Raw genomic sequence first — 20,200 nt, 5'->3', positions numbered from 1 at the left:
CTTCCCGCGAACGACGACGAAGAGGGACGCCATGTTCTCCATCGGAGTGAACACCTGGGTCTGGGTCTCCCCGCTGACCGACGACGAGCTGGCGCGGCTCGCCCCCCGCGTCGCCCGGTGGGGCTTCGACGTCATCGAGTTGCCCGTCGAGCGGCCCGGCGACTGGGACCCCGGCAAGGCCGCGGCGGTGCTGGCCGAGCACGGGCTGACCGCGTCCGTGGTGCTGGTCATGCCGCCGGGGCGCGAGCTCGTGGCCGCCTCCGCGCAGACCGTCCGCGACACCCAGGACTATCTGCGGCACTGCGTCGACGTGGCGGTGACCGTCGGCTCCCCGGCGATCGCGGGGCCGGCGTACGCCTCGGTCGGCCGCACCTGGCGGCTCTCGCCGGACGAACGCCGGGCCGTCTACGCCGAGCTGCGCGAGAACCTGCGTCCCGTCCTGGACCACGCGGCGGGGCGCGGGATCAAGCTCGCGGTCGAGCCGCTCAACCGGTACGAGACCAGCCTCCTCAACACCGTCGAGCAGGCGCTCGACGCACTGCCGGAGGACTGCCACCTGGCCCTCGACGTCTACCACCTCAACATCGAGGAGAAGGACCCCGCCCGGGCGGTGCGGGCCGCGGCGGATCGCCTCGCGCACGTGCAGGTGTGCGGCACCGATCGCGGCACACCGGGGGCCGACCGCTTCGACTGGCCGGGCTTCACCCAGGCCCTGCGCGACGCCGGCTACGAAGGCCCGCTCGTCATCGAGTCGTTCACCGCGCACAACCGGACCATCGCCACCGCGGCCTCCATCTGGCGGCCTCTCGCGCGGAGCCAGGACGCCCTGGCCGTGGACGGCCTCGCCTACCTGCGCGCGCTGTGAAAGTTCCCACCGTTGCCGGCACCCCCTCAGGAGATCCTTCATGCGAAGATCACGCCTGTTCTGCGCCCTGGTCGCAGCCTTGTCAGGGCTGCTGCTGTCCTTGTCGCCGCCGGTCGCGCACGCGGCCGCGCCCCAGTTCAAGGTGCTGCTGTTCACCGAGACGGCGAGCGGCGCCTTCCGGCACGACTCCATCCCCGCCGGCGTCGCGATGTTCCAGCAGCTGGCGACCGACAACGACTTCCAGCTCGACCACAGCGAGAACTCCTCCGTCTTCACCGCCGCGACGCTGAGCACCTACGACGCGGTGATCATGTTTCAGACCAACGGCATGGTGTGGGACAACGACGCCCAGCGCCAGGCCTTCCAGGCCTACGTCCGCAGCGGCCGCGGCGTCGTGGCGATCCACAACGCCACCGACATGAACATCGAGGCGCAGTTCCCCTGGTGGGACCAGGTCGCCCTGGCCGGCGCCCACATGACCGCGCACTCGTCGATCCTGCAGGGCACCGCCAAGGTGGCCGACAAGGCCCACCCCGCCACGAAGGGGCTGCCGGACCGGTGGGTGCGCTCGGAGGAGTGGTACAACTTCGACAAGAACACGCGGGGCTCCGTCCACGTGCTGGTGACCGCCGACGAGACCACCTATGACGCGGGGCCGAGCAGGATGGGCGCCGACCATCCGATCTCCTGGTGCCACAACCCGGAGGGCGGCCGGGTGTTCGCCACCGCGATGGGCCACCAGACGGCCTCCTACGCGGAGCCGCTGTTCAAGCAGCACCTGCTGGGCGCGGTGCAGTGGGCGGCGGGCGCGGCGCCGGGCGACTGCGGCGGCACCGTCGCGGCCCGTTTCCAGAAGGTCACCCTCGACGGTGCGCCGGACCAGCCGATGGAGCTGGACGTGGCCGCCGACAGCAGGGTCTTCTACATCTCGCGCTCCGGCAAGGTGAACCTCATCCCCGCCAACGGCGGTGGCACGCGCGTCATCGGCACCCTGCCGGTGTACGACGGCGGCGAGGACGGCGGCATCGGACTGGCGCTGGACCCGGGCTTCGCCACCAACGGCTGGATCTACATCAACTACTCGCCGGCCGGCGGCGGCGAGGTGAACAGGGTCTCGCGGTTCACCTTCAACGGCACCGGCCTCGACCTGGCGAGCGAGAAGAAGGTCATCGAAGTGCCGGCGTACCGCAACGTCGACGAGCCCGGCCACACCGGCGGCTACCTCGCGTTCGGGCCGGGCGGAAACCTGTACATCGGCCCCGGCGACGACACCAACCCCAACGGTTCCAGCGGCTACGCCCCGATCGACGAGCGGCAGGGCCGTGAGCACTACGACGCCCAGCGGTCCTCGGCCAACACCAACGACCTGCGCGGCAAGATCCTGCGCATCCACCCCGAACCCGACGGAACCTACACGATCCCGTCCGGCAACCTCTTCGCGCCCGGCACCGCCAGGACCCGGCCGGAGATCTACGCGATGGGCTTCCGCAACCCGTTCCGCTTCGCGATCGACAAGGTGACAGGCTGGATCTCGGTGGGCGACTACGGTCCCGACGCGGGCGCCGCGAACCCCAACCGCGGCCCCGAGGGCACCGTCGAGTGGAATCTGATCAAGCAGCCCGGCTTCTACGGGTGGCCGTACTGCGTCGGCAACAACCTCCCGTTCAACGACTACAACTTCGCCACCGGCACCTCCGGCGCGAAGTTCGACTGCTCGGCGCCGGTCAACAACTCGCCCAACAACACCGGCCTGACCAGCCTGCCCGCGGCCAAGCCTGCGACCGTCTGGTACGACTACCACGCCTCGGCCGAGTTCCCCGAGATCGACTGCTGCGGCGGCGCCGCCCCGATGGGCGGCCCCTTCTACCGCTACGACGCGACCGGCGGGTCGGACCGCAAGTTCCCCGCCTACTACGACGGCACACCGTTCTTCTACGAGTGGAGTCGCAACTTCGTCAAGGAGGTCCGCCTGGACTCCTCGGGCAACCTCCTGAAGATCAACCCCTTCGTGGCGCAGCTCGCCCCGCGGGCGCCGATCGACATGAAGTTCGGCCCGGACGGCGCCCTCTACATGGCCGACTGGGGCAACGGCTTCGGCCACGCGAACACCGACGACAGCATCTACCGCATCGACTACGTGGCCGGGAACCGAGCACCCCTGGCCAAGGCGAGCGCCAGCCCAGACTCGGGCACGGCGCCGCTGACGGTGGCCTTCTCCTCGGCCGGCTCGGCCGACCCCGACGGCGACGCCATCACCTACGCCTGGGAGTTCGGCGACGGCGCGACCTCCACCAGCGCCAACCCCTCCCACACCTACACCGCCAACGGCAGCTACACCGCCAGGCTGACCGTACGGGACGCGGGCGGCAAGACGGGCAGCGTCACGGTGCCCGTCGTCGTCGGCAACACCCGTCCCGAGGTGGCCTTCTCGGCTCCGCCCGACGGCGGGTTCATCGACTTCGGCGACGAGGTGGACTACACGGTCGACGTCACCGACGCCGAGGACGGCGCCGCCGACTGCGCCGAGGTCAACGTGATCACCGCGCTCGGCCATGACCAGCACGCCCACGACACCGGCCAGTACACCGGGTGCACCGGGACGGTCACGACCACGGCCTCCGGCCATGACGAGGCCGCCAACGTCTACTACGTCCTGTCCGCCGACTACACCGACTCCGGCGGTCTGAAGGGCTCCGCCGGCATCACCCTGCAGCCCAAGCACAAGCAGGCCGAGCACTTCACCGGCTCGTCCGGGATCCGCGTCGTCGACGAGTCCGGAGCCGAAGGCGGCAGGCGCATCGGTGACATCTCCAACAACGACTGGATCTCCTTCACCCCGATCAGCCTGTCCGGCATCGACACGGTGTCCTTCCGCGTCTCGGCGCCGTCCGGCACCGGGGCCTCCATCGAACTGCGCGCCGACTCGCCGACCGGTGCCCTCCTCGCCACCAGCACCGTGCCGGCGACCGGGGGCTGGAACACCTACGTGTCGCTGCCCGCGGTGCGGGTCACCGACCCCGGCGGCACGCGCAACGTCCACGTCGTGTTCAAGGCGCCGTCCGCGAACGCGTTCGACCTGGACTCCATCACCTTCAACGGCAGGGGTGTGGGCCAGGGCGACGGCTCGCCGCCGGACACGAGCGCGTTGCGAGGCGCCGGGTCGGGCCGGTGCCTGGACGCCGGGTCCTCGCAGGCCAACGGCACGCAGGCGCAGATCTGGGACTGCAACGGGCAGGCGAACCAGCAGTGGACCACGACCAGCGCGGGCGAGCTGCGGGTCTACGGCGGCAAGTGCCTGGACGTGAACGGCGCCGGCACGGCCGACGGCACCGCGGTGATCATCTGGGACTGCAACGGCCAGGACAACCAGAAGTGGCGCATGAACGCTGACGGCACCATGACCGCCGTCGGCGCGAACAAGTGCCTGGACGTGCCCGGCAACGCCACCGCGAACGGCACCAAGCTGACCATCTGGTCGTGCAACGGCGGCGCCAACCAGCGCTGGACCCGTACCTGACCCCAGCGGGTGCGGGCCGTCGCCGGCATCGCCTGGCGACGGTCCGCACCATGGTCAGGACGCCTGCGTCAGCGACATCACCGCCCAGGGCGCGAGCTCGACGTCCAGGTCGAGCACCCCGTCGTCGGGCACCGTCAGCGTGTACCGCAGGAGCGCGCCGGCGACGCCGCTCAGATGGTCGTGCTCGGCCCGGGACAGGTTCAGCGGCGAGCCGAGCCGGTACCACGCCTCGGCCACGTTGCCGTGCTCCCAGTCCAGGATCTCGACCAGGAACGTGCCGCCGGGCCGCAGGCCGCCGATCGAGTGGCGGACGCGCCTGGCGGGTCCCCGTCCGGCCAGCTCGCGGACCTCCGGATAGGAGCCGCACGCGGCGACGCCCTTCGTCTCCATGTCCTCGGGATAGTTGAAGAACACCGCCGACACGGCCGACGTCCGGCTGTCCCGGGTGACGACCCCGTGGGGCGTCGAGAGGAGCAGCCGGTCGCCGAGCCGCCCCAGCATCGTGAACGCGTGGAACGTGGGCTTGTGGATGCCGCCCTCGTTCACCAGCCCGAACCCGCCGTGGAACGGCCCGATCCCGGCGCCGCCCTCCTCGAACACGTCCGTGAACGTCCAGTACGAGATGGAGTCGGCCAGGGCCGCGCACCGCAGGTACGACCGGGTGATGTAGGTCGCCGCGAACGGCGTGTCGTGGATGAAGTCGCGGGCCGAAGGAGACGTGGACCACTCGCTGATGTGGATCTCCGCATCGGGATACGGGCTGTCGCGCACGATCTCGCCCAGGAGGGTCAGGTCGTCGTAGGTGGCGTCGGCGTACCGGGTGATGTGCACGGCCTCGCCGTTCGCGCCGTAGGCGAAGTCGGTGGGATAGAGGTGGGCCGAGACGAAGTCGATCGGCAGGGCCCGTCCGGCGCACCAGGCGATGAAGTCCTCGATCCAGACCGGGCGCCAGTCGAGCGCGTCCACGTCGGTCGCGGCGGCCGTCGCGAGCGAGGCGGAGCGATCCTCGCTCTCGCCCTTGTAGCGGTCGTCGGGCACGAAGACGCTCGTGGCCGGCCCGCCGACCTTGAGGGCCGGGTCGATCGACTTGATCGCCCGTACGGTGTGCTCGTACAGCTCGAAGTACTCGGTCTTCGTGCCGGTCCAGAAGTAGGGGACGAGGTTCGGCTCGTTCCACACCTCGAAGCGCCATCGCCGTACCTCGTCGAGACCGTACCGGTCGATCCAGTGCTCGACCGTTCGGGTGACCAGCTCGACCCAGCGCGCCATGTCGTTGGGCGGGCTGCAGTGGGCGCCCCACCAGAACACGGTCTCGGTCCGCGTGGCCAGCCCGCGCGGCATGAAGCCCAGCTCGACGAAGGGACGGACGCCGAGGTCCACCAGGAAGTCGAAGACCTTGTCGACGTAGGAGAAGGTGTACACGGGGGAGGGGAGAGGCGAGTCGGGGCCGAAGCCGCCGCCGTAGCCGTCCCGGTAGACGAACATGTCGTCGTGGAAGACGCCGTGGAAGCGGAGGTACTCGACCCCCGTCGCGGCGGCCACCTCGGCGAACTGGCGCTGCCAGTCCGCGCGCAGCGCCTCGTTCGCCCGGCCCGCGCCGATGCACCTGCTCCAGACGTGCGGCAGCGCGCTCTCCGCGCGCGGCTCGCCGTCGATCCGCAACCGGGGCTCGCTCTTCATCGCCTCACTTCTCTTCGACGGATCTGCATGGATGGATCAGCCCTTCACGGCGCCCAGCGACAGGCCCGACTGCCAGTACCGCTGCAGGCTGAGGAACGCGATGATCAACGGGACGATCGTGAGCAGCGCCGAGGTGATCACGAGGTTCTGGACGAGGGCGCCGTTCCCGGCGGTCGAACCCAGCTTGTTCCACTGGTTGATGCCCACGGTCAGCGGATACCAGGCGGGATCCTTGAGCATGATCAACGGCAGGAAGTAGTTGTTCCAGATGGACACGAACGAGAAGAGCAGCACCGTCACGCCGGCCGGCGCGAGGAGCGGCAGCGCGATCTGCAGGAAGGTCCTGAACTCCCCGGCGCCGTCGATCTTCGCGGCCTCCAGCAGGCCCGACGGCACCGCCTCGGCCGTGAACACCCACATCAGGTACAACCCGAACGGGTTGATGAAGGACGGGATGAGCACCGCCCACGGCGTGTTGGTCAGGCCGATGTGCGCGAACAGCAGGAACTGCGGGATCGCCAGGGCGATGCCGGGCACCGAGATCGACCCCAGCACGACCAGGAGGAACGTCCGCTTGCCGCGGAAGTCGAGCTTGGCCAGGGCGTACCCGCCGAGGGCGGCCAGGAAGGTGGACACGGTCGCGCCCACGACGACGTAGAGCAGGGTGTTGAGCAGCCACCGCGCGAAGATCCCGTCCTGGTAGGTGAACACCTGCGCGATGTTGTCCCACAGGGCGAACTCGCGGCCGGGCGCGAGCCCGAACGTCGACACGAAGTCGGCCTGCGACTTGGTGGCGTTGACGACCAGCCAGCCGAGCGGCAGCAGGCAGTACAGGGTGAACAGGCCCGTCATCACCGTGAGGGTCGTGCTCTTCCTGGGATTGTCCACCGTGGGGAGCCGGCGGCTAGCGATCTGCATTCCTCAGCCCTCTGATCTGGACGGCGTAGGCGACGGCGATCGTGATCGCCGCCATGACGAGCGCGAGCGCCGCCGCGTAACCCTGCTGCGACCCGGTGAACGCCAGGTTGTAGGCGTACAGGTTGGGCGTGTAGAAGGTGGTGACGCCGCTGTTGGCCACCATCGACGGCAGGATCTGCGGCTCGTTGAACATCTGGAACGTGCCGATGATCGAGAAGATGATCGTGACGACCAGCGACCCGCGCAGGGCCGGCAGCTTGATCCGCCGGACGATCTGGAACTCGCCGGCCCCGTCGATGGCCGCCGCCTCGTACAGTTCGCGCGGGACGGCCTTGAGCGCGGCGTAGAAGATGAGCATGTTGAACCCGGTGAACGCCCACGTCACCATCACCCCGATGGAGATGAGCGTGGTGCCGGGGGCGAACGGGTCGAGGTCGGTGCCGAGGGCCCGGTTGAGGCTGCCGAACAGGCCGTACTTGACGCCCAGGAGGAAGCCCCACATGAGCGTCGACACGATCGCCGGCACCGCGTACGGCAGGAAGATCGTCACCCGCAGGAACCTGGCGCCGTGCAGACGCATGGAGTCCAGCGCCAGCGCCAGGGCCATGGCGAAGAACAGCATGATCGGCACCTGGACGACAGTGAACCAGACGACGCGTCCCGCACCGTCCAAGAACTGCGGGTCCTGGACCAGCTTGACGTAGTTGGCGAAGCCGACGAACGTGTTGCCGCCGACGAGCTTGTCCTGGAAGAGGCTGAGGTAGGCGGCGTAGAGGATGGGCACGACGAAGACGAGCGCGAACAGCGTGCCGAAGGGCGCGATGAACGCCAGTCCGATCGGTGACCTCCGGCGCTTGGGGGTCGGCGCCACCGGTCAGCTCACCTCGAAACCCTGCTCGTTGCCGTACTGGATGCAGCGCTGCCGCCACTGTTCGAGGACCTCGGCCAGCGAGCCCTTGCCCGTCGTGTACAACGGGGAGGCCAGGTCGCCGTAGATCGAGCGGGCCCACTCGAAGAACGGCGGGTACTGCCAGCCGTCACCGACGATCTCCGACGCCTCGGCCAGCACGGCGCCGACCTTCTGGCCGCCGAAGTACGGGTTGGCCTTGCCCTGGAACTCCTCGTTGTCCAGCACCGACAGGTTCGGCACGAAGGCGCCGGCGTCGACGCGGGTGGACAGGCCGCCGCCGTGCGCGAAGTACTCGAGGAAGGTGAAGGCCGCCTCCTTGTGCTCGGCCGCGGCCGGGATGCCGAAGGAGCTGCCGCCGTTCGCCGCGCCGGTCTTGGCGCCCTGCTGCCACTGCGGCATCAGCGCGACCCGGAAGTCGCCGGAGGACTTCGGCGCGCGCTCGGGCAGCGTGGAGGTCAGCCAGCCGCCCATGGTCTGGGTGGCCAGGGTTCCGTCGTTGAGCGCCCGGTTCCAGTCGTCGGACCACCCGGTGATCTTGGTGTTGATCAGGCCCTCGTCGAGCAGCTTCTGCCAGAAGGCCACGGCCTTGGTCGTGCCGGGGTCGGTGAAGTCGATGCGCACCTTGGTGCCGTCCACCTTGAAGGGGCGGCCGCCGGCCTGCCAGATGAGGGAGAGCAGGAAGAAGATGTCGCCGGTGTCCTGGGCGATGTAGTAGTCGTCGCCGAGGGCGTGGATCTTCTTGGCGGCCTCGTAGTACGCCTCCCAGGTGGCGGGGGGCTCGTCGATGCCGGCCTTCTTGAGCGTGGATTCGTTGTAGAACATCGCCGACGGTCCGTAGTCGAGGGCACCGCGTAGACCTTGCCGTTGACCGTCACGTCGCTCCACGCGGCCGGGACGAAGTCCTGCTTGAGCCGGTCGGCGCCGAGCTCCCCGAGGTCGGCGAGCTTGCCGGGGACGGCGAAGTACGGCACCGCGAAGTACTCGAACATGACCAGGTCGGGGGCGCCCGAGCCGGCCTGGATGGCGTTGTCGAGCGCCTTGAACTCGTCCTGGGACGAGCCCGCGTTGACGACCTCGACCGTGATGTCGGGGTGGGCGGCCTGGAAGCCGGGGACGGCCTTCTCGACGGTGCCGTCCCAGCTCCAGACCGTGATCTTCGTTCGCTCGCCGCCGCCGCCACCGTCGCCGGCGCTGGAGCCGCCGCCCGAGCACGCGGTCAGCGCGAGCATCGGCGCGAGTGCCGCGGAAAGGAGCCTGAGCTTGTGGGAGAGCCTCATGGCCCTCTCCTCTCGTTCCTGGGCGTTCCGAAATTATTTCGCAACTTATTCGGTCTGGCGAGGACACTAGGTGTCCCCTCTTCGCCGTGTCAACGGGGTGACGAACGGAAACCGCTGGAGCGAGGCGCGCATGATAGGTTTCGAAATAATTTCGGAGCCCGGGGAGGGGAACGTCGTGGTGCGAGGGCGAGGTCGTTCTGATCGAGCCACCCTGGCCGACGTCGCCCGGCTCGCCGGCGTCTCGCCGACGACCGCGTCCAAGGTGCTCAACGGGCGCAGCGACGTGGGCGCCAAGACACGCGAGCTGGTGCTCGGCGTCATGGCCGAGATCGGCTACAAGCCGACGGCGGCGCGGCACGAGCAACCCCGCGAGCGCACCCTCCTCACCGTGCTCGACATCGTGGAGTCCCGTTACGCCGGAACGGTGCTCCAGGGCATCCTCATGGCCGCCACGTCGGCGCGGGCCGAGCTCCTGCTCCGCCTGCCGCCCGGCGAGCCGATCAGCATGAGCCGTCCGGCGGCGGGCGCCTGGATCGGGGAGCAGCAGGCGTCCGGCGTCGTCGGCCTCATCGCGCTGGCCGTCGCGGTGCCCGACTCGGTGCTCGACGCCGCCGAGGATCTCCAGCTGCCCGTCGTGACCATCGATCCCATCGACACGACGGAGTCACGGCTGGTCAGCATCGGCTCCACCAACTGGGCGGGCGGCCGTTCCGCGACCGAGCACGTGATCAAGTTCGGCCACCGCAGGATCGGCTGGATCGGCGGGCCGATCGGTTCGGCCCCTTCGATCGAACGTTTCCACGGCTACCAGGCCGCGCTCGACTCGGCCGGCCTCGCCCCGGACCGCGCGCTGATCCGCCACGAGGCGTTCTCCGTCGAGGCCGGGCGGCGGCACGCCCGCGACCTCCTCACGTCCGGGGAACGGCCGACCGCGATCGTCGCGGGCAACGACGAGATCGCCGTCGGAGTGCTGGCGGCGGCCAAGGAGCTGGGCGTCTCCGTGCCGGGCGAGCTGTCGGTCACGGGGTTCGACGACACGCCGCAGACCGAGTGGACCACGCCGCGGCTCACGTCGGTCCGGCAGCCGCTGGAAGGCATGGGGCGGATGGCCGTGGAGACCATTCTCGGCATGGCCGACGGTGTCCAGCCCGCCTCGCGGCATCTCCAGCTGGCGACCACCCTCAGTGTCCGCGACTCGACGGGCCCCGCCCCCGCGTCATGAACAGAAGGATTCGGTCATGTCTCTACCCCAAGAACATCCAGCCGAAAAGCCCTTGTTTCCAGGATCGACTTCGCTTAACTTGGCGCCTGCAAACGTAACCGATAACGATTGCAATTGGTGAGGCACCATGGCCGACGGCGGCGCTCCGGTGACGATGAGTGATGTCGCCCGGCTGGCGGGAGTCTCCACGGCGACCGTCTCGCGGGTGGTGAACCGGCGCTACGGCGTCAGGGCGAGCACCGTCGAACAGGTCCGCGCGGCCATCGAGCAGCTCGGCTACGAGACGAGCCTGGTGGCCACGAGCCTGCGCAGCAGCCGGACCAACGTCCTGGGGCTGGTCACCCACAGCTTCCAGTCCTACACCGCCGAGGTGCTGAAAGGGGTGATGGACGCCCTGCGTCAGTCGGGTTTCGATCTGATCGTCTACGCCAACAGCGACCTCTACGGCACCTACTCCGACGGCTGGGAGCAGCGGCACCTGGCCCGCCTGTCGGGCACGCTCACCGACGGCTGCATCGTGGTCACGCCCTCGCGCGAGGTGCGCAGCGGCACGCCGGTCGTGGTCATCGATCCGGCGCGAGGCTCGGAGGCGCCGTCGGTGACGGCCGACAACTTCGCGGGCGCCACCGCGGTGGTCGAGCACCTGCTCGGCCTCGGGCATCGGCGCATCGGCTTCATCGCCGGCCGGGCCGGCATCGAGGCCGCGTGGTCACGCGAGCAGGGCTATCGCACGGCGCTGGCCGAGGCCGGCGTGCCGATCGACCCGCGGCTGATCGCGCGGGGGAGCTTCGACCCCGACTCGGCGGCCCCGCTCGCGCGTGCGCTGCTGGAGCGGCCCGACCGGCCGACGGCCGTCTTCGCGGCCAGCGACGGGATGGCGTTGAAGACCCTGGAGGTCGCCGGGGAGCTGGGGCTCCGCGTTCCGGGCGACCTGTCGGTGGCCGGCTTCGACAACATCCCCGAGTCGGCGCTGGCCGAGCCGAGGCTGACCACCGTGGACCAGTCGATGTACCGGCTCGGGAACGAGGCCGCGCGCATGCTCATGTCGCTGGTGCGTGGCGACTGGGAGGGCCCGCGCCGGGTCGTGCTCCCGACCCGCCTGGTGGTGCGCGGCTCCACCGCCGCACCAGGCTAGTCCTGTGATCGTGACGTCACCGTGAGGTATGGCGTCCCGGCGCACCTGACGCTCGCGGCAACGAACGTCAGGTGGGCAAGCTGACGACCCCGACGACGGAATGGGAGGTGCGAACACCGCCACTGAGGATCCACCGTAGACATCCGGCCGGCCGCCCGGGCTTCAACCGTGGCCGACCATCAAGGGAGTTTTCGCATGCCATTTTTAGGCTATCACGGCAGGTCACACCCACAGAGCGGCGGGCGCGGGCTCGCCGCGATCACCGCCGCGCTCCTGACGATCGCGGCGGTGCTGCTCGTGCCGGGGCCGGCGGCGGCGGACACGCCGTGGCTGACGGTCTCCGAGGACGGCTACGCGTCCTTCACCGTTCCGGTGGCCGCCGTCGAGGCCGCTGTGGGCCCGGTGTCGCAGGTCGCCATCGAGGGCAACTTCGGCCCCTCGTCCACCCGGGCGGAGTTCGGCCTCACCCGGCGGGGCGACGCCTGGTCGGGCGTCCTCGGCCCGCTCAAGCCCGGGCTGTACTCGTACCGGGTCACGGGCGATGACACCAAGGGGCTCAAGGACCCGACGAACAGCACCGTTGTGGCGTCCGACCCGCTCCGGAGCACCTTCTTCGTGGCCGGAGACGCGGCGCGCCCGCTGGCGGACGCGCCCGAGGGGCAGCGTGGCACGATCGACACCCTGACCTACGGCGCCGGGAGCAAGGCCCTGGTCTGGACGCCCCCGGGATACACCGCCAGAAAGCCCTACCCCGTCCTGTTCCTGCAGCCGGGCGACGGCGTGAGCGCCACCGACTGGCTCGACCTCGGCCGGGCCGGGCAGATCCTCGACAACCTGACGATCCGGCGGGCCATGGAGCCGATGGTGGTCGTGATCAGTGACGGCGGCGCGGCGGTCGGCGAGGACCTGCGCAAGGCGGTCGCCGACCGCTACCGCGTCCACCGCGACCCGGCGCACCAGGCGATCGCCGGAGTGGCCGAGGGCGGCGCGCGGGCGCTGCGGGCCGCGCTGGCCCGCCCGTCCCGCTACGCCTACGCCGGCTCGTTCTCGGGTCTCCTGACGGAGGTGAAGGCGGACAACCGCCAGGTCAAGCTGGTACGTCTGTACACCGGCAACGTGACGGACCCCGCGTACAACGCGACCGTCCGCCTGACGAAGGCGCTGGACCGCGCCCGCGTCGGCTACGAGTTCGACGGGGTCAACCCCGACGCCGGGGCGAACTGGAACGCCTGGCAGGAGAACCTCGCCGACTTCGTGCCGCGGTTGTTCCGCAAGGTGCGCGACCACGGCCCGAGCGCCGGGCACGGGCGGCTGAAGGGCGAGTTCACCCCGCCGGCGCCGGGCACCACGCCGACGCCGTTCGTGACCAAGGACGGCTTCGTCACCTTCGAGACGACGACGGACTTCCAGAACGCGCAGAACGTCAAGGTCTGGGCGAACTGGGCGCCGGGCGGTAGCTGGCTGCGCGTGCCGATGACGCGTGCCGGTGACCGCTGGCGGGTGACCGTGGGGCCGCTCGACCCGTGGTTCTACTACTACCGGCTGATCGTGGACCGCACCTCGGTCAAGGACGTGTCGAACCCGACGAAGGTGACCACCGAGCCGACCTGGAGCACCTTCCTGGTCGCCGGTGAGCGGGCCCGCATGGTCACGGACGTGCCCGCGGGGCGGGGCGGCGAGGTCGAGCGCCTGACGTACCGGAGCGCCGTCGCGAACGAGGACCGGACCGCGCTGGTCTGGACCCCGCCGGGCTACGACCCGGAGCGCGCGGAGCCGTACCCCGTCTTCTACCTCCAGCACGGTGGCGGCCAGAACTACACCGACTGGGTGGAGATGGGCCGGGCCAAGCAGATCCTCGACCACCACTTCCTGGACGGGAACCTGGTGCCGATGGTGGTCGTGATGGGCAACGGCAACGTGTCCGACTTCAACAAGGAGTTGCTGGAGAACCTCGCACCGGCGGCCCGCGAGCACTACAACGTCTCCAGCGACCCCTCGCGGCAGGCCCTCGCCGGTCTGTCGATGGGCGGCGGGCAGACGTTCGGGATGCTCAAGGCGAACCCCGGCCAGTTCGCCTACGTCGCGGCCTTCTCGGCCGGGTTCGGCAGCGGCGCCGGCGTCGACGCGCAGGCGATCAACGACGGCACCAGGCTGCTGCGCCTGTACGTCGGCGACCGGACGGACTTCGTCTACCCGTCGTTCATGGCGTCCCTGGACACCCTGAACACGCTCGGCATCCGCTACGAGTTCGACGGGGTCACCCCCGGGCCGCACGGCTGGGACGTGTGGCAGAAGAACCTCATCGATCTCGCTCCGCGCCTGTTCAAGCGCTGATCGTCCAACGCTGAGCCGCAAGCGCTGAGCGAGATCCGCCTGGGCGTGCTGTTAGCGCTCACATGAGGATCGGCGCGACGGACGGGGCCCGGGTGCTCGCCACCCGGGTCCCGTTCCCGCCCGATCGCCCGGTCTCCACGGCGGCGCACGACCCCCGTGCGCCGCGATCCGCAAGGGAAATATGCGAATGAAAATGAACCGGTTCTCTGCCGCGGTGGCCGTGCTGGCCGCCGCGACCGCGCTCACGGCCTGCTCCTCCGGCGGAGGAGGGGGCGGCCCGACCACCGCGAGCGGCGGCGGCGCGAGCAACTGCACGAACACGATCCCCAAGAAGGACCTGCCGGTCGTGACGATGTGGGGCTGGTACCCCAACATGCAGCTCGTCGTCGACAACTTCAACAAGCAGAACGCCGAGGTTCAGGTCTGCTGGACGAACGTCGGCCAGGGCAGCGACGAGTACGACAAGTTCCAGACCTCCATCTCGGCCGGCACCGGCGCACCCGACGTGATCATGATCGAGATGGACCGGATCCCGACCTTCCAGATCCAGAACGCGCTGGTCGACATCAAGAAGTACGGCTACGACGCGGCCAAGGCCAACTACAGCGAGGGCGCCTGGAAGGACGTCTCCGTCGGCGACGCCGTCTACGGCGTGCCCGTCGACGGCGGCCCGATGGCGATGATCTACCGCAAGGACATCTTCGACAAGTACGACATCAAGCCGCCGAAGACGTGGGCCGAGTACGAAGAGGCGGCCAAGAAGGTCAAGGACGCCGGCGGCCCGGCGTTCGGCGACTTCGCCGCGAACGTGTCGGCCCTCACCATGGCGCTGCAGATCCAGAAGGGCGCGGCCCCCTTCACCTACGATCCGGCGCAGCAGAGCTCCATCGGCGTCAAGCTCAACGACCAGGCCTCCAAGGACGTGCTCGACTACTGGGGCCGGCTGGCGAAGGACGGGCTGGTCGGCACACAGGACCAGTTCACCCCCGAGTACATCTCCGGCGTGATCAACGGCAAGTACGCCACGTACATCTCGGCCGCCTGGGCGCCCGGCTACCTCACCGGCGCCGGCGTCGGCAAGGGCGAGGACACCGGGAAGTTCGCCGTCGCGCCCCTCCCGCAGTGGGATGCCGCCAACCCGGTGCAGGTGAACTGGGGCGGATCCGCTTTCTCCGTGACAAGCCAGTCCAAGAACCCCGAACTCGCCGCGAAGGCCGCCTTCGGCCTGTACGCCGACAAGGAGTCGCTCACCCACGGCTGGACCAACCAGATCATCTTCCCGCTCAACCTCCAGGCGCTCAACGATCCCGAGTTCGTGAACCTGAAGGTGGACTTCTTCGACGGCCAGCAGGCCAACAAGGAGGTCTACGTCCCCGCCGCGAACGCCTACAAGGGCGTCACCTACAGCCCGTTCGGCCAGTACTACTTCGACGCCATGACCAAGCAGGTCAGCGCGCTCATCGAAGGCTCCGTCACCGGTGCGCAGGCCGCCGACCGGGTGCAGGAGGACGTGGCGAAGTACGCGAAGGAACAGGGCTTCACCGTTCAGTGACCCGCGGGGTGGGCCGTCCCGCACCGGGCGGCCCACCCGCGACCCCCCAGCATCCACCTACCGGGAGTCCAGGTTGACCCTCATGATCGACAAGAGTGCGCCGAGCACCCGAGACAAGCCCAGGACGCCCGGCAAGGCGCGCCTGCGCGAGCACGTGATGGGATGGCTCTTCGTCGGGCCGTTCGGGATCGTGTTCCTCGCCCTGCTCATCGCGCCGCTCGCGTACGCGCTCTATCTCAGCCTCTTCCAGAAGAAGCTGATCGGCGGCACCAGTTTCGTCCTCTTCGACAACTACGTGAAAGCCTTCACCGACCCGAGTTTCCTGTCCGGGTCGTGGTTCGTCATCCGTTTCTCGCTGGTCTCCATCCCCTTGCAGATCATCATCGCGCTCGCGATGGCCCTGATCCTGGATGCGGTGACCTCCCTGTTCGCCCGTTTCTCCCGTCTCATGATCTTCCTCCCGTACGCGATTCCGACCGTCATCGGCGCCGTCATGTGGGGATTCCTCTACAGCAAGAGCTTCGGGCCGCTCTCCGACCTGTTCGGCCTGTTCGGCGCCACCCCGCCCGACTTCCTCGGCGGCAACCTGATCTTCTACGGCCTGGTCAACATCGTCACCTGGCAGTGGGCCGGCTACTACATGATCATCCTGTACGCGGCGCTCCAGGGCATCGACCCCGCGCTCTACGAGGCCGCCCGCATGGACGGCGCCGGCAAGTGGCAGATCGCCCTGCGCATCAAGATCCCGCTGATCGCGCCGGCGCTGCTGCTGATCCTGGTCTTCTCGCTCATCGGCACCCTGCAGTTCTTCAACGAACCACAGATCCTGCGCTCCCTCGCGGCCGGCACGATCAGCCCCGACTTCACCCCCAACATGTACGCCTACCAGCAGGCGTTCGCCCTGGCGAACTTCAACTACGGATCAGCGATCTCCTTCGCTCTCGGCGGGATCGTCTTCGTCGGCGTCTACGCCTTCCTGTTCTTCACCCGCAAGCGGAGGAGCTTCCTGTGACGAATGCCCGCTCCCGCGCCGGCGTCCGCCGCCGGCCGCAACGCCACCTGCCCCTGCAGGTGCTGCTCGGTTTCCTGGTCGTGTACTTCCTCGTGCCGTTCTGGTGGGTCATCGTCAACAGCTCCAAGGACGCGCCCGGCCTGTTCGGCGGCGGCAACACCCTGTGGTTCGCCGACCGGATCGACTACCTCGGCAACCTGCAGCAGCTGTTCACCTACGACAACGGCATCTACGGCAAGTGGATACTCAACTCCACCCTGTACGCCTTCGCGGGCGGGATCGGCGCCACGGTCCTGGCCGTCATGGCCGGCTACGGGTTCGCCAAATACCGTTTCGCCGGCCGGCGCTTCAGCTTCGCGCTCGTGCTCGGCGCGCTGATGGTGCCGGCGACGGCCCTGGTCATCCCCACCTTCGTGATGTTCTCCGAGTTCGGCCTGACCAACACGATCTGGGCGGTGATCCTCCCCTCCCTGCTCAACCCGTTCGGCGTCTACCTGATGCACGTCTACGCGCGCGACGCCGTCCCGGACGAGATCCTGGACGCGGCGCGGGCCGACGGCGCGGGCGAGATACGCACGTTCCTCCAGGTCGCCTTTCCGCTGATGCGGCCCGCGGTGGTCACGGTCCTGCTCCTGTCGGCCGTGGCCTCGTGGAACAACTACTTCCTGCCGCTCGCCATGCTGTCGGACAACCGGCTCTTCCCCGTCACCGTCGGGCTCGGCCTCTGGCAGGGCATCGCGTCGGCCAACAACGCGGGCAGCACCTCACTCTGGAGCCTGATCATCCTGGGCGCGCTCGTGTCGGTCGTCCCGCTCGTCATCGCCTTCTTCAGCCTCCAGCGGCACTGGCGGGGCGGGTTGTCCGTCGGCGGCCTGCGGTAGCCGGGAGGCCGGCTCAGACGGCCGGGGGCGGGGCGGTGCTGGCGCGGACGACGAGCTCCGTGGCCAGCTCGACCCGGTTCTGCGCCGGCGGCTCGCCCTGGGCCAGCGCCAGCAGCATGGTCGTGGCGGCGGCGGCCATGGCGGTCAGCGGCTGGCGGATGCTGGTCAGCGGCGGGATCGCCCATCGCACCGACGGCATGTCGTCGAAGCCGACCACGCTGAGGTCGCCGGGGATGCGCAGGCCGAGCTGGTGGGCCGCGTGGTAGGCGCCGATGGCCTGGCCGTCGTTGGTGGCGAAGATGGCGGTGGGCCGGTCGGGCAGGCGGAGCATGCGGTGCGCCGCCGCCAGGCCGCCCTCGATGAGGAAGTCCCCGCGGCCGATGAGCTCGGGGTCGACGGGCAGGCCGGCCATGTCGAGGGCGGTGCGGTAGCCGTCGAGCCGGGCCCGGCTGGACAGGGCGGCGTCGGGGCCGGTGATGATGGCGATGCGGCGGTGCCCGAGTTCGAGGAGGTGACGGGTGGCGGTGAGGCCGCCGTTCCAGTTGCCGACGCCGACCGAGGGGATGTTCCCGCTGGGCACGTCCGCCGGGTCGAGCAGGACCAGCGGGATCTCGCGGCGGGCGAGCTGCTCGTGCTGGATCTCGGCCAGGCCGGAGAACACGGCGATCACGCCGCTCGGGCGGCGCCGCAGCACGCCCTCCAGCCAGGCGTCCGTGGTGGGCTGGTCGCGGCGCAGGTCGGAGATGCCGACCGTGAGGTCGTGCTCGCGCGCGACGTTCGTCACGCCCTTGGTGATCTCGACCGGGTAGTCGCCTTCGAGGGCGTGGAAGACCAGCTCCACCAGGGCCGTCGGGGTGGAGCGGCGGCGCTGGCGGCGGTAGCCGTGCCGGCTGATGAGCTCCTCGACGGCGGCGCGGGTTTTGGACGACACCTCGGCGCGGCCGTTCACGACCTTGGAGACCGTCGCGGTGGAGACTCCGGCCAGCTCGGCGAGCTGGGCGATGGTGAGAGGGGACGACTCCGTGGTCATGGCCGCAGTCTAGTCAGGGGATGCGGGACGGTCGGGTGGCGCGGGCACGCCGTGCGGTCACCGACGGGTGGCGCGGGCATGGCGTGCGGCCACCCCCGTCCGCTCCCGGTGCGGACGGGGGTGGCCGCTGTCTTCAGGGGCCGGAACCCGTTGTTCTTCAGCGGAGGGCGATCAGCCGGGGGAACAACTCACGCGGTGTAGGTCCACTTCTGGTTGCTGCCGCCCCAGCAGCTGTAGAGCTGCAGGCCCGTGCCGTTGCCGGTGCCGCCGCCGACGGCGTCGAGGCAGAGCCCGGACTGGACGCCCACGATCGTGCCGTCGGAGTTGACCCGCCACTTCTGGTTGTCGCCGCCCCAGCAGGAGTAGATCTGGATCCGGGCGCCGTTGCCGGAACCGGCGGCGTCCAGGCACTTGTTGCCGTAGACCCGCAGCTCACCGGACGAGGTCTGCTCCCATTGCTGGTTGCTCTGGCCGTTGCAGTCCCACAGCTGCACCGCGGTGCCGTCGGCGGTGCCGGCATTGGTCACATCCACGCAGCGGCCGGAGGCCGAGCTCCTGATCTGCCCCTCGTCGCCGCCGCCGGGCGGCGGCGTCGTGGTGCCGCCGTTGAGCGCGTTCAGCACCGCGGTGTAGGCGGCCTTCTTGTTGCCGTTGCCGTCGAAGAGCAGCGCGCTGGCGCCGGAGCCGAGCCAGGAGTCGGTGTCGCGCACGCCCCAGACCGTGATGCCGGTGCACCGCGGCACCGCCAGGCAGTCGTTGACGACGTTGGCGTACGTGGTGGCCGAGCCGCCCTGGATGTCCAGCTCGGTGATCTGCACGTCGACGCCCAGCGCGGCGAAGCTCTGGATGGTCGTGCGGTAGTTGCTGTTGTAGGGGCTGTTGCCGTTGAAGTGCGACTGCAGGCCGACGCAGTCGATCGGCACGCCACGGGACTTGAAGTCGCGGACCATGTTGTAGACGCCCTGCGTCTTGGCCCAGGACCAGTTGTCGATGTTGTAGTCGTTGTAGCAGAGCTTGGCGGCCGGGTCGGCGGCGCGGGCGGTGCGGAAGGCCACCTCGATCCAGTCGTTGCCGGTGCGCTGGAGGTTGGAGTCACGCCGGCCGCCGGAGTTGCCGTCGGCGTAGGCCTCGTTGACCACGTCCCAGGCGTAGATCTTGCCCTTGTAGTGGTTCATGACGCCGTTGATGTGGTTGATCATCGCCTGGCGCAGCGTGCTGCCCGACAGCTGCTGCATCCAGCCCGGCTGCTGGTTGTGCCAGGCCAGCGTGTGCCCGCGGACCCGCTTGCCGTTCTGCACGGCCCAGTTGTAGACCCGGTCCCCTGCGGAGAAGTTGAACTGTCCCCGGTTGGGCTCGGTGGCGTCGATCTTCATCTCGTTCTCGGCCGTGACCATGTTGAACTCGCGGTTGGCGATGGTCGTGTAGGCGGAGTCGCCGAGCTTGCCCGAGGCGATGGCGGTGCCGAAGTAGCGGCCGCTCTGCGCCGCCGCCGCGCCCAGCGTGCTCTCCGCGGCGACGGCCGGGATCGCCGTCGCCAGTGCCGTGATCAGGCCGAGTGCGCCGATCGCGCCGGTGATCAGCGCTCGGCGGCGGGCGCGTTGCGGTCGCCTGGCGGTGAGTGGGGGCATGTCGGGTACAGCCATGCTTGAGCCTCCAGGGGCGAATCATGGGTGCGGTACGAGCTCGTCGTCGGAGCGCGTACTGGAGGTGGGGGAGCTCACCTCGGGCACTCAGTGTGTGGAGGTCACCGAAAGTTGTCAAGAATCCAGTGAAACTTTCGTAACAGCCCGTTCTTCTGTTAGGGCGCTGTACTGGAGTGTTGCGGGGCCAGGGCGCTTGAAATGTTTCGGATCGAACACCGGGCAGG

At 69.4% G+C, this 20,200-nt stretch carries 13 protein-coding genes and 1 pseudogene; 8 read left to right on the top strand and 6 right to left on the bottom strand.

What is annotated here, in order from left to right; genetic code table 11:
- The first annotated feature begins 31 nt into the window (after positions 1-31).
- Both B0I32_RS29640 and B0I32_RS29635 read left to right on the top strand, forming a co-directional pair.
- Positions 32-865, top strand: a complete 834-nt coding sequence (locus B0I32_RS29640) for a sugar phosphate isomerase/epimerase family protein (protein ID WP_106245338.1) — start codon at positions 32-34, stop codon at positions 863-865.
- Between the two features lie 40 nt (positions 866-905).
- A complete protein-coding gene (locus tag B0I32_RS29635; protein ID WP_106245337.1) occupies positions 906-4,382 on the top strand; it encodes a ThuA domain-containing protein in 3,477 nt (1,158 codons plus the stop codon).
- 54 nt (positions 4,383-4,436) lie between these two features.
- Here the strand turns inward: B0I32_RS29635 and B0I32_RS29630 are convergent, their stop codons facing one another.
- The 4 genes and pseudogenes from B0I32_RS29630 to B0I32_RS60120 all read right to left on the bottom strand — a co-directional run bounded on the left by B0I32_RS29630 (position 4,437) and on the right by B0I32_RS60120 (position 9,119).
- The gene (locus B0I32_RS29630; protein ID WP_106245335.1) at positions 4,437-6,062 is read right to left on the bottom strand and encodes a GH39 family glycosyl hydrolase; all 1,626 of its coding nucleotides are present in this window, start codon (positions 6,060-6,062) and stop codon (positions 4,437-4,439) included.
- Between the two features lie 36 nt (positions 6,063-6,098).
- Entirely contained in the window at positions 6,099-6,980 is an 882-nt protein-coding gene (locus B0I32_RS29625; RefSeq protein WP_219912051.1) for a carbohydrate ABC transporter permease, read from the bottom strand.
- The gene (locus B0I32_RS29620; protein WP_106245333.1) at positions 6,967-7,851 is read right to left on the bottom strand and encodes a carbohydrate ABC transporter permease; all 885 of its coding nucleotides are present in this window, start codon (positions 7,849-7,851) and stop codon (positions 6,967-6,969) included. The genes B0I32_RS29625 and B0I32_RS29620 overlap by 14 nt, the downstream gene beginning before the upstream one ends.
- A 3-nt stretch (positions 7,852-7,854) precedes the next feature.
- Positions 7,855-9,119 (bottom strand): annotated as a pseudogene (locus tag B0I32_RS60120) (ABC transporter substrate-binding protein).
- A 223-nt stretch (positions 9,120-9,342) separates the two neighbouring features.
- Here B0I32_RS60120 and B0I32_RS29610 point away from each other — a divergent pair.
- The 6 genes from B0I32_RS29610 (at position 9,343) to B0I32_RS29585 (ending at position 17,303) form a co-directional block, all read left to right on the top strand.
- Complete coding sequence (locus tag B0I32_RS29610; RefSeq protein ID WP_245956107.1) at positions 9,343-10,389, top strand: LacI family DNA-binding transcriptional regulator; 1,047 nt, start codon at positions 9,343-9,345, stop codon at positions 10,387-10,389.
- A 127-nt stretch (positions 10,390-10,516) separates the two neighbouring features.
- Complete coding sequence (locus B0I32_RS29605) at positions 10,517-11,524, top strand: LacI family DNA-binding transcriptional regulator (RefSeq protein WP_106245332.1); 1,008 nt, start codon at positions 10,517-10,519, stop codon at positions 11,522-11,524.
- A 195-nt stretch (positions 11,525-11,719) separates the two neighbouring features.
- Positions 11,720-13,858: an alpha/beta hydrolase-fold protein gene (locus B0I32_RS29600; RefSeq protein WP_106245330.1), complete on the top strand. Its 2,139-nt coding sequence runs from the start codon at positions 11,720-11,722 to the stop codon at positions 13,856-13,858.
- A 193-nt stretch (positions 13,859-14,051) separates the two neighbouring features.
- Positions 14,052-15,410 carry an extracellular solute-binding protein gene (locus B0I32_RS29595; protein ID WP_219912049.1) on the top strand — a complete coding sequence of 453 codons (1,359 nt, stop codon included), beginning with the start codon at positions 14,052-14,054 and terminating at the stop codon, positions 15,408-15,410.
- An 82-nt stretch (positions 15,411-15,492) separates the two neighbouring features.
- On the top strand, positions 15,493-16,422 hold the full coding sequence (locus B0I32_RS29590; RefSeq protein WP_106245327.1) for a carbohydrate ABC transporter permease: 930 nt from the start codon (positions 15,493-15,495) through the stop codon (positions 16,420-16,422).
- Positions 16,419-17,303 (top strand): carbohydrate ABC transporter permease, encoded by an 885-nt coding sequence (locus B0I32_RS29585; RefSeq protein ID WP_106245325.1) that lies wholly within the window; start codon positions 16,419-16,421, stop codon positions 17,301-17,303. The genes B0I32_RS29590 and B0I32_RS29585 overlap by 4 nt, the downstream gene beginning before the upstream one ends.
- A 13-nt stretch (positions 17,304-17,316) precedes the next feature.
- Here B0I32_RS29585 and B0I32_RS29580 read toward each other — a convergent pair whose 3' ends face one another.
- Together B0I32_RS29580 and B0I32_RS29575 are read right to left on the bottom strand one after the other, a co-directional pair.
- Positions 17,317-18,333, bottom strand: coding sequence for a LacI family DNA-binding transcriptional regulator (locus B0I32_RS29580; protein WP_106245324.1), 1,017 nt, complete (start codon positions 18,331-18,333; stop codon positions 17,317-17,319).
- A gap of 188 nt (positions 18,334-18,521) precedes the next feature.
- On the bottom strand, positions 18,522-19,976 hold the full coding sequence (locus B0I32_RS29575; RefSeq protein WP_219912048.1) for an endo-1,4-beta-xylanase: 1,455 nt from the start codon (positions 19,974-19,976) through the stop codon (positions 18,522-18,524).
- Between the last annotated feature and the right edge of the window lie 224 nt (positions 19,977-20,200).

Origin of the sequence: Nonomuraea fuscirosea, from assembly GCF_003001935.1 — a bacterium.
GTDB lineage: Bacteria > Actinomycetota > Actinomycetes > Streptosporangiales > Streptosporangiaceae > Nonomuraea > Nonomuraea fuscirosea.
Note: the sequence above shows the minus strand (reverse complement) of the source record. Positions and strands in the feature narration are given on the sequence as shown.